This is a genomic window from Bacillus sp. C30, from assembly GCF_040838255.1.
In the GTDB taxonomy this organism is placed as follows: domain Bacteria; phylum Bacillota; class Bacilli; order Bacillales; family Bacillaceae_G; genus Bacillus_A; species Bacillus_A mycoides.
On the sequence record NZ_JBFPJH010000073.1, the window covers coordinates 1 to 14,446 of the forward strand.

11 protein-coding genes and 1 other annotated feature are annotated in these 14,446 nt (G+C 36.0%); all 11 genes read right to left on the minus strand.

Annotation, left to right across the window (positions count from 1 at the left end; translation table 11 throughout):
* Positions 1-47: 47 nt before the first annotated feature.
* The 11 genes from AB3X49_RS09905 to AB3X49_RS09955 all read right to left on the minus strand — a co-directional run bounded on the left by AB3X49_RS09905 (position 48) and on the right by AB3X49_RS09955 (position 14,398).
* Entirely contained in the window at positions 48-206 is a 159-nt protein-coding gene (locus AB3X49_RS09905) for an SRPBCC family protein (RefSeq protein ID WP_002032780.1), read from the minus strand.
* A 160-nt stretch (positions 207-366) separates the two neighbouring features.
* Positions 367-1,992: an ABC-F family ATP-binding cassette domain-containing protein gene (locus tag AB3X49_RS09910; RefSeq protein WP_002032778.1), complete on the minus strand. Its 1,626-nt coding sequence runs from the start codon at positions 1,990-1,992 to the stop codon at positions 367-369.
* Between the two features lie 312 nt (positions 1,993-2,304).
* Positions 2,305-5,421, minus strand: a complete 3,117-nt coding sequence (locus AB3X49_RS09915) for an MMPL family transporter (RefSeq protein WP_367961800.1) — start codon at positions 5,419-5,421, stop codon at positions 2,305-2,307.
* Positions 5,422-5,628: 207 nt separating this feature from the next.
* Entirely contained in the window at positions 5,629-6,195 is a 567-nt protein-coding gene (locus AB3X49_RS09920; protein WP_002013443.1) for a TetR/AcrR family transcriptional regulator, read from the minus strand.
* Between the two features lie 176 nt (positions 6,196-6,371).
* Positions 6,372-7,535, minus strand: a complete 1,164-nt coding sequence (locus tag AB3X49_RS09925) for a GNAT family N-acetyltransferase (RefSeq protein WP_367961803.1) — start codon at positions 7,533-7,535, stop codon at positions 6,372-6,374.
* A gap of 289 nt (positions 7,536-7,824) precedes the next feature.
* On the minus strand, positions 7,825-8,331 hold the full coding sequence (locus AB3X49_RS09930) for a SpoIIAA family protein (RefSeq protein ID WP_033734078.1): 507 nt from the start codon (positions 8,329-8,331) through the stop codon (positions 7,825-7,827).
* Positions 8,332-8,348: 17 nt separating this feature from the next.
* A complete protein-coding gene (gene aroA, locus AB3X49_RS09935) occupies positions 8,349-9,638 on the minus strand; it encodes a 3-phosphoshikimate 1-carboxyvinyltransferase (protein WP_002013437.1) in 1,290 nt (429 codons plus the stop codon).
* A gap of 16 nt (positions 9,639-9,654) precedes the next feature.
* Positions 9,655-10,755, minus strand: coding sequence for a prephenate dehydrogenase (gene tyrA / locus AB3X49_RS09940; RefSeq protein WP_002131144.1), 1,101 nt, complete (start codon positions 10,753-10,755; stop codon positions 9,655-9,657).
* The gene (gene hisC / locus AB3X49_RS09945) at positions 10,748-11,848 is read right to left on the minus strand and encodes a histidinol-phosphate transaminase (protein ID WP_002066031.1); all 1,101 of its coding nucleotides are present in this window, start codon (positions 11,846-11,848) and stop codon (positions 10,748-10,750) included. Before hisC ends, tyrA begins: the two co-directional genes overlap by 8 nt.
* Before the next feature lie 18 nt (positions 11,849-11,866).
* Positions 11,867-13,039 carry a chorismate synthase gene (gene aroC / locus AB3X49_RS09950; protein WP_367961806.1) on the minus strand — a complete coding sequence of 391 codons (1,173 nt, stop codon included), beginning with the start codon at positions 13,037-13,039 and terminating at the stop codon, positions 11,867-11,869.
* A 53-nt stretch (positions 13,040-13,092) separates the two neighbouring features.
* Positions 13,093-13,312 (minus strand) — a binding site (T-box leader).
* A gap of 9 nt (positions 13,313-13,321) precedes the next feature.
* Positions 13,322-14,398: a bifunctional 3-deoxy-7-phosphoheptulonate synthase/chorismate mutase gene (locus AB3X49_RS09955; protein WP_002189979.1), complete on the minus strand. Its 1,077-nt coding sequence runs from the start codon at positions 14,396-14,398 to the stop codon at positions 13,322-13,324.
* Positions 14,399-14,446: the final 48 nt, after the last annotated feature.

The following is a 14,446-nucleotide window of genomic DNA, read 5'->3' on the forward strand; positions in this document are numbered from 1 at the left end:
GATTTTATCTAATAATTCACTAAACTGCGGCTTTTTTAATATAAATACTAATTTTTTTTAGGACGATTCATTTCGATATATTCCCCAATTACTCCATAATCTTTTCCGCCACGATGATCAATAGTTTCCCAACTCCCTCCTACTTCAGGAGTATTTCCCGTTACTTTATCCGTCCCTTCCAATGTAAAAAACCATTTCTTCATCATTTCAGGGTTTATCCACGCTTCAAAAATTTCTTACCATCGCTAATGTTATTTTTGAATAATTATTCATTTTAATCCTCCCCCCACTTTATATTAAAACGAATATTTGTTTACTTAAAAAACCCCCGCTCTCATAAAAGAAAGCGAGGGTTTTAATCATTTATTATTGACCTTTGTACATTGCATCAACTTGTTTTTGAAGTTCTTGACTTTCTAAGAACTCATCATACGTTGCTACCTTATCAACTACACCGTTTGGCGTTACTTCGATAATACGGTTTGCAATTGTTTGTACGAACTGATGGTCATGAGAAGTGAATAGTAATGTTCCTTTAAATGTGATTAAACCGTTGTTTAATGCTGTAATAGACTCAAGGTCTAAATGGTTCGTCGGATCATCAAGTGTTAATACGTTTGCACCGCTTAACATCATTTTAGATAACATACAACGAACTTTTTCTCCTCCAGATAAAACAGAAACATTTTTCTTTACTTCTTCACCCGAGAATAGCATACGGCCTAAGAAACCACGTAAGAAACTTTCTGACTCATCTTGTGGAGAGAACTGACGTAACCAATCAATTAAAGTGTAATCACTGTTCTCGAAGTACTCAGAGTTATCTCTTGGGAAATGAGCTTGAGATGTTGTTACACCCCATTTGAATGAACCGCTATCTGGCTCCATTTCACCCATAAGAATTTTAAATAATGTTGTCATCGCAATATCGTTACGTCCGATAAATGCAACTTTATCACCTTTATTTAAAGTGAAGTTCACATTATCTAATATTTTTTCGCCATCAATCGTTTTCGAAATACCTTCAACTGTTAATAGGTCATTTCCTACTTCACGTTCTGGTGTGAAACCAACGAACGGATAACGACGTGATGATGGTCTAATATCATCTAATGTAATTTTATCTAACAATTTTTTACGAGAAGTTGCCTGTTTCGCTTTAGATGCATTTGAGCTAAAGCGTGCAATAAAGTTTTGTAACTCTTTTACTTTTTCTTCTTTTTTCTTGTTAGAATCTTGCGTTAGTTTTAATGCTAATTGGCTTGATTCATACCAGAAGTCATAGTTACCAACGTATAATTGAATTTTACCGAAATCAAGGTCAGCCATGTGCGTACATACTTTATTTAAGAAGTGACGGTCATGGGATACAACGATAACTGTATTTTCAAAGTTCATTAAGAAGTTTTCTAACCATTGAATCGCTTTTAAGTCCAAATGGTTGGTAGGCTCATCTAGTAATAGAATGTCAGGTTGACCGAATAAAGCTTGAGCAAGTAATACTTTTACTTTCTCTGCCCCTGTTAATTCAGACATCTTTTTATCATGAATATCTTCACCAATACCTAATCCTTTTAGAAGGATTGCAGCTTCTGACTCAGCTTCCCAACCGTTTAGCTCAGCGAACTCACCTTCAAGTTCTGCAGCACGCATGCCATCTTCATCACTAAAGTCTTCTTTCATGTAAATTGCATTTTTCTCTTGCATTACTTTATAAAGACGTGTGTGACCCATCATTACTGTTTCTAGTGCAGGGAACTCTTCATATTCGAAGTGATTCTGTTTTAATACTGCTAGACGCTCACCTGGCGTAATATGTATGTCACCTGTTGATTGGTCAATTTCTCCAGATAAAATCTTTAGAAATGTTGATTTACCAGCACCGTTTGCTCCAATTAAACCGTAGCAATTACCTGGCGTGAATTTTATGTTAACATCTTCAAATAATTTGCGATCCGCGAAACGCAAACTAACGTTACTTACTGTAATCATTTGTGTCCTCCTACTAATACCGCTTATTTCAGCGTTTTCTCACCGATTGTCTTAAAAAATCGCATATTACGACTCAATTATTGTAGACTATAGCTATTATATAGTAGAAGCTGGATGAATAGCAACGGTTGATTAGCTTTCTACAACGAAATCGAATAGTTTTTATCCATTCCCCTAGCTATTTTTTGTATATCATCGACCTCTTTCTAATATCCCTATTCGCTTCTCATTCTGTAATACATTGAATCATTTTTTCATTTCATATTTTATATACAAAAAACCTGTAGAGAAAACATTCCCTACAGGTTTTTCTTATTTCGTATTCATTATTTTCTCTTTATAACTCTTCAATTTACTCGTCAATCCTATTAAAGCAGGTAACAATATCGGCATTACAATTAAAGCTAATAGTAAAAGAGCAACGCCAACAACGGATGCTACTTGTATAAGTGTCAATACTCCTGAAGGAATTAACGCTGCAAATGTCCCTCCTAAAATAAGTGCCGCTGATAATACGACTCCTCCTATGTGACGAGATGCATTTACAATTTTCGTTACTGAATCCCCTTCTAGCTCATTGTATCGCATCATAACGAAGATGCTATAATCCACTCCTAAAGCGACAATCATAATGAAGCTAAAGAATGGAACATTCCAGCTTAATGACCCTACGTTTAATACATGTGCACTAATTTGTTCACTTATACCAAGTGATGCAAAGTACGCTAAAATTAACGACCCAATAATAAAGATTGAGTTTAAGAATGAGCGTGTAATCACGATTAATACAAGCGAAATCCCTAATAACATAATCGTAGCAGTACGTAGGAAATCTTGCCCGGTTACTTCTTTTAAATCAACGTTTCTAGCTGTTGTCCCGCCAATTGCTTTTTTCGCATCATTTAGTTCTGTTCCCTTTAACGTACCATCTATCGTTTTATTAATTTCTTGAATGATAGGCATCGCTTCTTTTGAATACGGGTTTACGTCTAAAATAATTGTCATTTTAGCAATCTTTCTATTATGTGACATGTACGTATTCAATGCTTTTTGGAAATCTTCTCCTTCTAAAACTTCTTTCGGAATATAAAATTTCTCAGAGCTTTTCGACTCATTTAACTCTCCTAAATATTTTTGAGCGTCACCTAGACCGTTACTTACTTTTCCTAACCCCTCTGTACTTTTAGATAAACCTGATTGCAATTGCCCCATCTTTTCTTGTAAATCTTTCAGTCCAGTTAATAACTGTCCTTGCCCATCGTTTATTTTCATTAATCCAGATTGTAAGTCAGCCGATTTGTTCGAAATTTGTTTTGAACCTGTAGCTCCTTCGTTCAATCCATTTTTCAGTTCAGCAGCTCCTTTTTGTAGTTGCGTTACTCCATTGTTCATTTCCTTTAAACCATTATCTACTTTTAATAATGATTGATTTGCTTCTTTAAATGAACTCATCGCTGCTTTGTGCTGCGTCGCTAATTGATTTAATTCATTTGAAAGAACACTCAATTGCTTCTGAGCTTCTTTTGCAATTCCTAATGTTTGCTGCACATTAGGATCATTTGCTAATTCTGGTTTTGTTTGAATGAAATTGTTCATTAACGTTTCAATTTGTTCATATCCTTTTTTCGCACCATCAATCGCTTGAGAAATACTTCCGAAATATTGATCGTACGAACTTAAACCTTTTTCTAACTGAGCATAACCAGCATGAAGCTGCGAAGTTGCATTTGACAGGGCATTGATATTTCCGTTTAATGATGCTAGCCCATCCTCTATTTGCTTCGCTCCTTGTGCTCCATTGTTTATTCCATTCGATAATTGATTTAAAGCTGTCCCTAATGCTGATACGCCATTTTTCGCTTCATTTGTTCCATCAATTAACTTTTGAACATTTGCAAGACTATTTGAGTCATTACTACCCATTTTATCTTTCGCATCAGTTAATCCTTCATTAATTTCTTTTATGCCACCATTTGCATTTCCTAAGCCTGTATTCAATTCTCCAGCTTGTTTATTTATATATAATTCTTTAATCTTATCTCCAGTTGGACGCGTCGGTGAATATACTTCTGAGACTCCTTTAACTTTCGAGATTTTATCAGTAAGTTCATCTAAAGTTTGTAAAGAATTCGCCTCATCTAACTTTTTATCCGATTGAATGACTAACGTACTTGGTGAAGAAAAACCAGGCGGAAAATGCTCTTCTATTACGTTAATCCCCATTTTTGATTCATATTTATTATCCACTTCAAATAAATCATTGTAATTAAGCGTGTTAGAATATTTTAATACGAATGGAATCGATATCACGAATACGATAATTAAAGCGATAAATGGTCTTGCTACTGAATTTTTCGCAAAGAATCCCCATAAACGACTATCCTCATGTCCTTTAAATGTTTTAACTGGATAAAACATTCCTTTTCCTAAAAGCACCATGAAAAATGGATTTAAAGTGGTTAATACGAGTAGTAGTACTGCGACACCAATTGCTACCGCTGAAGTAGATTGATATAATTTAAAACTTGCTAAAGCAAGAGATGCAAAGCCAATTAGTACTGCTATCCCGCTATATAAAACGGTTTTACCTGCCGATTTAAACGTTTCTTTCGTAGCTAAATATGCATTTTCTTGTTTACTTAATTCTTCTTTAAATCTCGTATATAATAAAATGTTATAGTCTGTTCCTACTCCAAACAGGACGACAACTACAAACACTTGCGTAAAGTTTGAAAACGGAAAATTAAATTGATCAACAAGATGGGCAATAATCCCCATTGAAATTAAATACGAAACACCAACTGTAAGAAGAGAAATAATCGGAACAACTGGTGAACGGAATACAATGATTAATACTACAAGAATGAAAATGATCGAAATAACTTCTGTCTTTTTCACGCCCTCTTGAGAGGATGTAAGAAAATCACCCGCTATTAAATCACTTCCTGTTAAGTACGTTGTAACTCCTTTCGTTTGTACTTTTTTATGAAGATTATTTACAATTTTTGGTATTTTACCATGTTTTTTATCTACCGATATTTGCGTTAAAATAGTCGTATTATCTTTAGAAACTAATTGTTTCTCCAGTTCTTTATTATCTAAATGTGAAACGACTTCCTTAATTCCTAATTGCTCTTTTTCATTTTGCAGGGCATTGATCGTTTTCGTTATTTCCTCTTTTTGCTCATTTGTTAAAGCCTTCTTACTTCCACTATTAAAGACAGCTATAATTTCATACTTTTCAGCCCCTTCTTTATCCATCTCCTTTATCATCTTGTCAGCAATACTGCTTTGTTCTGTATTAGGAATCGTGATTTGCCCTTTTTCCTTCACTAACTGATCCATATTAGGCATCGTTACGATCATTGCAATAGTAATAACTATCCATAATAGAAAAGATAAACTTCTCCAACTTTTTAGCTTGCTCATTTGAATCATCTCCTGTTTTTGAAAATATCATTTCGGAATGAACGTTCATTCCTATTATCCTATTAAATTATTTTTCAATTCTATTAAATCACTCCTTGCGGAATGAATATTCATTCCTTTAATTGTACAGATATATCATCTCCTGTAATCGTTTTTTATATTTATTTAGGAATGAATGTTCATTCCTGTCCTTATAAAGCTATAGAATCAAATGATTCTAATAGCATTCCAAGAGCTTTCTTCCAATTCTTTTACTAATTCTTTTGAGTATTCTAACTGCCCTGTCGCCATTACTTTTATTAATTTTTCAAGCGGTTGATATACAATAATAATTAAAGCAATTATAGGCAATGGACGAAGAAAACCTTTTTCGATTCCATCTTCAATAATATTCATAAAGAAGCCTATAAAATCGTCAAATATTTTCTTACTCTGTTCATCAAGAAAATAACTATCACAGTGCGAATTTGTAAAAAGAAAAGCATCCACATTGTTTCTCGCAAATTCAAATAAACGGTTATACGTATGACTAAACTGTTCTCGAATATTTGCTTCAACAGGAAAATCAGTTTTTATTGTTTCAGATAGCTGTAGCATGCTTTTTGAAAATAATGAGTTAACGAGTGCCTCTTTATTTTCAAAATAGCGATAAATAGTACCAGCGCCGACATTTGCTTTTTCAGCGATCATCGGAATTGTCGTACCATCGTAACCACGCTCTGCGAAAAGTTTTATAGCAGCATCAAAAATATCCTCTTGCTTATTTTTAGCCATTTTTCTCACCTCAATTTTCAGGAATGAAAATTCATTCCGTTTATAATTATAAATTACATGAATTAAAAGTCAAGGGGTTAACATTCATAATGCTTCGTTAAAAGCAGCAATGTACTATAACTAATTATAGTACATTGCTATTTACACATTAGTATGCCGCACAAAGCTTTACAAAATTAAAAGAAATCATAAATAAACGGCTTACGCACCGGCACTACATTCTCAAATGCACGTATCTCCTCTTCGCTACCGCTTATTAAGTCTATTTCATTTAATTCTAGCGGTCGCTTGTAACCAAACATAATAGTAGATAACGCATTAATATCGATTTGAATTCCATTTTCTTTTGCTGTTTCTTCTTTAACGATTGTTATTTCATTATTTTTAGGTTGAACCGTTACGTTATTCCACGGTGCAAATGAATCTGTAATATGTAAAATTACTTCTTGCTCTTCGTTGTTCCAGTTCCATTCATATTGTTTGAAAAACTGTTCTACATCTACAATTCTTCCCATGAAATATGGAGTTACTTCTGCTTTTACTCGTGGTTCTTGTAATGTGTAAAGAAGTGGTTCTGTCTCACTTAGTATCATTTCTAGATCTTTAATCATAGAATCATGTTGGCAGATGAAGTTCCAAAGACCAATTCTTGCTTCATTATGTAATGGGACAAATTCTTCTACTTTCATTTTAGAATTCTCTATTTTGTATAAAATGTAACCAGCCGCCGTTTTATTTTCATCATAGTAAACTGCCAATGTTAAATCATGATACACCGCTTGTAGCCACCATTTACGTCCGCGAACTAACATACCAGAAAATCGTTCTGCAAATGTTTCATATAGATTCTCTACTTCTTCTGGATGATTATCTTTACTAAAACGTTTCACTGTACCATTCACTTGTTTTTTAATTATTAAATCGCTCTTTGTCATCTGACATACGATTCGATTCGCACAAAGTTCCCAGCCGTATTTACGATAAAATGAAACGGCAAATGGATGTAACATCGATACACTATATCCATCTCTTTTCATAGTTTGCAGTGAATGCTGAAGTAACTCTTTTACATATCCACTTCTTCTATATTCCGGATACGTCGCTACCCCCGCAACGCCGCCCATTTTAAACTTTTCTTTTCCTATGTAAATATGAAAAGGAATTAAGTGCAACTTTGCAGCTAACTCTTCTCCTTCCATAATACCGTATATTTGATGGCTTTCCTTCATTCTTGCAATTTTCTGCTCTATCCATTCTTCATTTGCTTTATATTGAAAAGCATATTCTGATAAACGTAATGCTTCTCTAAACTTATCTTCTTTTAATTGTATAACGTTCATATATTTCTCCTCCATTCCTCGTTTGAATTATATCATAATTCAAACTATTGTAGTTCGGTAAGTGAAATTACGAGGATGTTTCAACAAAAGATATCGATTTAGAAACAATCTAACATAAAGGCTCTTTTCAACTGCTTTCTATTGGCGGCATAAGAATATTAAAAGCCTTGCGTTCTCTTGGGTTTGCGAAGCTAAGAGGTACCATTGAAAGTGATGAAACTTATGACAACGGCAACATTACGGGCATAAAAAAACCAGTTGATTGAGAGAAACTGGTTCAATAAAGGTTTTATATTGGATATTCATTCAACCAAATTAATGCTTGTTCATAATCATCGAAAAATTTTACGGATTCTTTTGTATTGGATTGTTGTAAATAATTCATTATCTCCCCTTCTTCAAGGAGAAACGCAATTGCCTTACTGTGATTCAAAATGGTTTCATTGAAGAACTTATCTTTCCATGCTTTTTGAACAGAAAAATGATCTGGCGTGTATCCTTTTCTATCCACCAACAATTTGTATTTCCGACCCTCGGAAATGAATTGCTGACAAACCTGCTCGAAGCCATTAAACCATTCATAAACATCAGCTGTATTAATCTTGCCAATTAGATGGGTAACAATTAAATCCCCTGAAACTGTTGTGCTGATATTCTGTTTACTCAACTTGGAACCATCTCCCTTAGTTACAATTATGCGTAAAAATCTCATAAAATCAATAAGGATAAAATTCTTACGTAATAAAGCAACATTATTTAAGAAAAAAGCCAACATAAAAAAGCAGATACATTGCATATCTGCTTCTCATCACTTTATTTAGCTAACGTTTGCAGTTCTTCAAAAAATGTAGGATACGATACACCTACTGCTTCTGCATCTTCAATCGTTGTTTCTCCTTCAGCTATACAGCCGGCAATCGCAAGCATCATTCCAATGCGGTGATCACCGTGACTATGTACTGTATTTCCTTTTAGCTTACATTTACCGTAAATAATCATTCCGTCGTCGGTCGCTTCAATACGAGCTCCTAGTTTCGTTAGTTCAGCAACGACTGTATCGATACGATTCGTTTCTTTCACTTTTAGCTCGTGTGCATCTTTAATGACTGTAATTCCATCTGCTTGTGTTGCCGCTAAAGCGATAATTGGGATTTCATCAATCAGTCGTGGAATGATATCTCCACCGATTTCGATTCCTTTCAGCGGCGATGTTTCAATTGTAATATTTGCAGCAGGTTCTGATGCTCCTTCGTTAATCTGCTCTACAGTAAACGTAGCGCCCATTTTCTCAAGAACATCAATAATACCTGTACGAGTCGGATTCATTCCCACATTTTGTAATAGTAGTTTACTATTTGGAATAATTGCACCTGCTACTAAGAAAAATGCCGCTGATGATACATCACCTGGCACTTGAACATCTGTTGCGGTTAACTTCTGTCCTCCTGCTAGTTTCACTGTTTTCCCCACGCGAGTTACTGTAACGCCAAACGCCTCAAGCATTCTTTCTGTATGATCGCGGGAAATATGAGGTTCTGTAACAGCTGTTACACCTTCTGCGCGAAGGCCTGCAAGTAAAATAGCTGATTTCACTTGCGCACTTGCTACCGGTGAAGTATATTCAATCGCCTTTAAATTCCCGCCTCGTATTGTGAGCGGCGTAAACGTTCCTTCTTTTCGGCCATCAATTTTTGCACCCATTTGCTTTAGTGGATTTGTTACACGTTGCATCGGTCTCTTCGCAATTGAAGCATCACCTTGCACGCAAGAAAAGAATGGTGTGTTTGCAAGTATTCCTGACATTAATCGAATCGTTGTACCAGAATTACCAACATCTAATACAGCTTTTGGCTCTTGTAAACCTTCTAATCCTGTTCCAATTACCGTAACTTCGTCTCTATTTTGTGTAATCTCTACTCCCATTTCTTTAAAACAAGAAATAGTACTTAAACAATCCGCACCAGGAAGAAATCCTTTAATTGTTGTTTTACCTTCCGCGATTGCGCCAAACATGACAGCGCGATGGGAAATTGATTTATCTCCAGGGATTGTAATTTTGCCATTCAATCCGTTATTTACAGTTTGTACTGTTTTTTCTTTCACGTTGTCACCCTCCTCATTAAATTGTTTCATACGTTTGGTATTCTTCTTTTCCGAGCGCAATTTTTGCCTGCGTTCGATCCTCTTCTCTTTGGAAACTAATTCGTAAAACTCCGAGCAATCCTTCTCGCGCTTCTAATATTTGCAAGTTCGTAATACTAATTTCTTCTTCTGCTAGAATGCTTGTGATATGGGCTAATGCCCCTACTTTATCTAAAACGTCGACGTATAAGTCGTGATAGGCAGGAATCGCCCCTCTTTTTCGAACTGGTAAAGAGTCACGATATTCTTTCGCATCTGCAAAATAACTTTGTATTTCTCCTGCATCTCCTTTAGAAACCGTCTTATATAGCTCTTCCATTTCTGAAATCCATTCTTCTAATAGTTCCAATAAATGCCCTCGATTTTGCTTTACGATATCACTCCACATTTTCGGACTACTTGATGCAATACGTGTTATATCTTTAAATCCGCCTGCCGCTAGTTGATGAATAAGCGGATTATCACCAGCATGTTTCTCAACTTGTTTTACTAATCCTGCTGCAATTAAATGTGGGAAATGACTAACTATTCCTGTTATATAATCATGTTCTTTTGTATTTAATACAAGAAAATGAGAGCCTGTTCCTTTTAACCATTCTTTCAACTCTTCTACTCGCTCATCTAATACATGATTCATCGGTGTTAAAATGTAAAATGCATTTTCAAATAAATGCGCCTTCGCACTTTCAACTCCTGTTTTGTGAGAACCTGCCATCGGATGTCCGCCGATAAATGAAACTTGCTTTGTTAATAAAGCTTCTGCTTCATTCATGATTGTCCCTTTCGTACTTCCTACATCGGTAACAATGACATCTTCTCGTAAATGAAATGATGCAAGTTTGTGTAACAACTTTTTCGTTTCTTCAACTGGAGAGGCAAATACAATTAAATTTGCCTCCTCACATGCACGCTGTAAATCTACTGCTACTTCATCAACTACATGTAATTCTTTTGCGCGCTCTACTTGCTCTTTAAATATGTCATAACCGATAATCGTTACATCGTGCTCTTTTTTAATCGCTAATGCAAGAGAGCCTCCTATTAATCCAGTACCGATTAATACTACCTTTTTACACATTTGCCTCATCTCGAGACTTACCTTTTTTATTTTCAAAGTGTTGTTTTAACACTGAAATCACTCCTTCATTTTGTTCCCTAGTTCCGATTGTAATACGGACACCATTTGGGAACGGACGAATAATAAACCCTGCATGCGCACAAGCTTCATAAATTTCCCCAGCATCATCTACCGGCAAGAAGATAAAGTTCGTTTGCGACGGATAAAATGGAATTTCATTTTCTGTACAAAAACTCTCGTATTGTTGTAATCCTTCTGTATTAACACGAACTATTTCTTCAATAAACGCTTCATCGTTAAAAGCAATCGTCGCTGCTTTTTGCGCTAATGAAGATACGTTAAATGGCAAACGTACGACATTTAATTTCTCGATTAACTCTTCCTGTCCAATCGCATAACCAACGCGGAAAGAAGCTAATCCGTACGCTTTAGAAAACGTTCTAAGTACAAGAATGTTGTTATGTTTTTCTAGAAGCGGTAATGTCTCAGGGAAATCTTTTGCTGTTACGTATTCATAGTACGCTTCATCAATGACAATTAACGTATTTTCACTAATGCTTTCAATGAATTGAGTCAATTTTCGCTCATTCACATATGTGCCTGTCGGGTTGTTCGGATTACAAATCCATACGATTTTTGTATGTTCATCAACTGCTGAAGAAATTTCATCTAGATCATATACACCGTTCTTTAAAGCAATTTCTTTCACTTCACAGCCTTCAATAATTGCATGATGACGGTACTGAGGGAATGTCGCGCCAGCAGTTACGATATTATCTCCTTTACAGAGCACTGCACGACTTATAATTTGAATGACTTCATCAAGTCCACTACCACAAAGCACTTGTTCCATTTGCACTTGTAATTTCTCTGCAATTGTTTGACGGAGTACTTCAGCACCTCCGTCAGGATATAAAGCATGTTCCTGCCACGATTTTTGTAATTCTCCTAAAACACGAGGTGAACAGCCAAATGGATTTTCATTTGATGCTAACTTAACAAATGAATGATTCCCGTATACTTCTTTCATTTGCTCTGGTGATTTACCTGGTTTATACGGTTGTAATGATGATAGTTGATCTTTTACTCGCATGTTAAATCCACCTTTTCATTAAAATTCTTTTGCGTATTTGTTATGTTGCGAAATATTTTGTTTTAGTAATTCCATGCGATCTTTTCCGAATTGCTCGACTAGTGCACCGGCAAGTTCCCATGCAACGACAGCTTCAGCTACAACACCTGCTGCTGGTACTGCACAGCTATCAGATCTCTCAATACTCGCTTGGAACGCTTCTTTCGTATCAATATCTACGCTTGCTAACGGTTTATATAATGTAGGAATTGGCTTCATTACGCCTCTTACGACAATTGGCATACCTGTTGTCATACCGCCTTCTAAACCGCCGGCATTATTCGTATTTCTCGTGTATCCTTTTTCTTCATCCCATAAAATTTCATCGTGCACTTTACTTCCCGGCTGTCTTGCCGCTTCAAAACCAATTCCGATCTCAGCACCTTTAAACGCATTCACGCTCATAATAGCACCGGCAAGTTTTGCATCTAATTTGCGGTCGTAATGAACGTAGCTACCAACTCCAATTGGCATTCCTTCTGCAATGACTTCGACAATACCGCCTATAGAATCTCCGCTACTTTTCGCATCATCAATCGCATTCATCATTTCTTGTTCTACTTCTTTATCTAAACATCGAACTGGTGAATTTTCAGTTATCGTTTGAATTTCTTCAATTGATAAGTTTGAAATACGCTTCGCTTGTACCCCACCAATTTCAAGAACATGTCCTGCGATTTCCACACCTAGTTCTTTCAAAATTTGTTTCGCAACTGCACCAGCAGCAACACGAACTGTCGTTTCTCTTGCAGAAGAGCGCTCTAATACGTTTCTTATATCACGATGGCCGTATTTAATTGCCCCGTTTAAATCCGCATGTCCTGGACGTGGTTTCGTTATAGTACGTTTCATTTCTTTACTTTCTTGCTCCGAAATTGGTTCAGCACCCATTACTTTCGTCCAATGTTTGAAATCATCATTTTTTACGATTAACGTAATTGGTGAACCAAGTGTCATTCCGTGACGTACACCACTTGCAATTTCAACTGTATCTGTTTCAATTTGCATGCGTCTTCCGCGCCCATGCCCTTTTTGTCTTCTTAATAATTCTTTATTAATATGTTCCGCTGTTAATGTTAAACCTGCTGGTACACCTTCTAAAATAACTGTTAACTGCGGCCCATGTGATTCTCCAGCTGTAATGTATCTCATTTCTCTTGCCCCTTTACTATTTTTTTGTACAAAAAAGTCCCTACTGAGCGCTCAGTAGGGACGATGTTTATCGCGGTACCACCCTAGTTGTAGACTTCTTTCGTCTACCTCTCTTCTTCTTTAACGATCGTTTGACCGTCTTTCTCTCCAAAAGTTGGCGGGAAAGATGCTCCAAGGCTGTAATTCATGCTTACCTTTGTACTGATTCACACCGGCCATCAGCTCTCTTTAACAGTGAGATAAGCACTACTGTTTCCTCTTCAGTGCATTTATGATATGGAATTAAGATAATTTATTTTTGAAACCTTTTAACTCATCCATGAATCTATGGAATTCTGGAATATCCATTTGTTGCGCAGAATCTGATAACGCAACTGCTGGGTCTGGATGAACTTCAGCCATTACTGCATCTGCTCCAATAGCAAGTGCTGCTTTCGCTGTTGGTAATAGTAAATCTCTACGTCCAGTTGAATGTGTTACGTCAACGATAACTGGTAAATGTGTTTCTTTCTTTAAAATCGGTACTGCTGAAATATCTAATGTGTTACGTGTCGCTCTCTCGTATGTGCGAATACCGCGCTCACAAAGAATAATTTGGTCATTACCTTGTGCAATAATGTATTCCGCTGCATTAATGAACTCATCAATTGTTGCTGCTAATCCACGTTTTAGTAATACTGGCTTATTAACCTTACCTACAGCTCGTAGTAAATCAAAGTTTTGCATGTTACGTGCACCAACTTGAATTACATCAACGTAGTCTAGCGCCATTTCCACATCGTTCGGATTTAAAATTTCACTAATAATCGCTAAGTCGAACTCATCTGCTACTTGGCGTAAAATTTGTAAACCTTCTACTCCTAAACCTTGGAAATCGTATGGAGATGTTCTCGGTTTGAAAGCACCACCGCGCATTAATTTTAAGCCTTGGTCTTTCATAGCTTGCCCTACTTGGCGAACTTGCTCTAAACTTTCTACCGCACAAGGTCCCATGATGAACGTTTGTGTTCCGTTTCCAATCAATTCACCTTTAACATTAACAATTGTATTTTCTTTTTTCTTTTTACGTGAAACTAGTAATGCTTTACGGTTATCATCTTCTTGTAATTCTAAGCTTGCTTTGAAAATCGTTTTGAAAATATGTTGAATCGTTGACGTTTCGAATGGTCCTTCGTTATGCTCTGCAAGCATATCAAGTACTTCACGCTCACGTACTGGATCAAAGCGTTTCGTACCTTGTACTTGTTTTTGCTCCCCAATCTTTTGAACGATTTCACCGCGTTTGTTTAATAGGTGTAATAATTGTAAGTTAATTTCATCTACCTGTTTACGTAATTGATCTAATTCATGATTTGCCATTTGGAAATCCTCCTCTAATGTTTTAAAAGTATAGTAAGAGAATGAAAA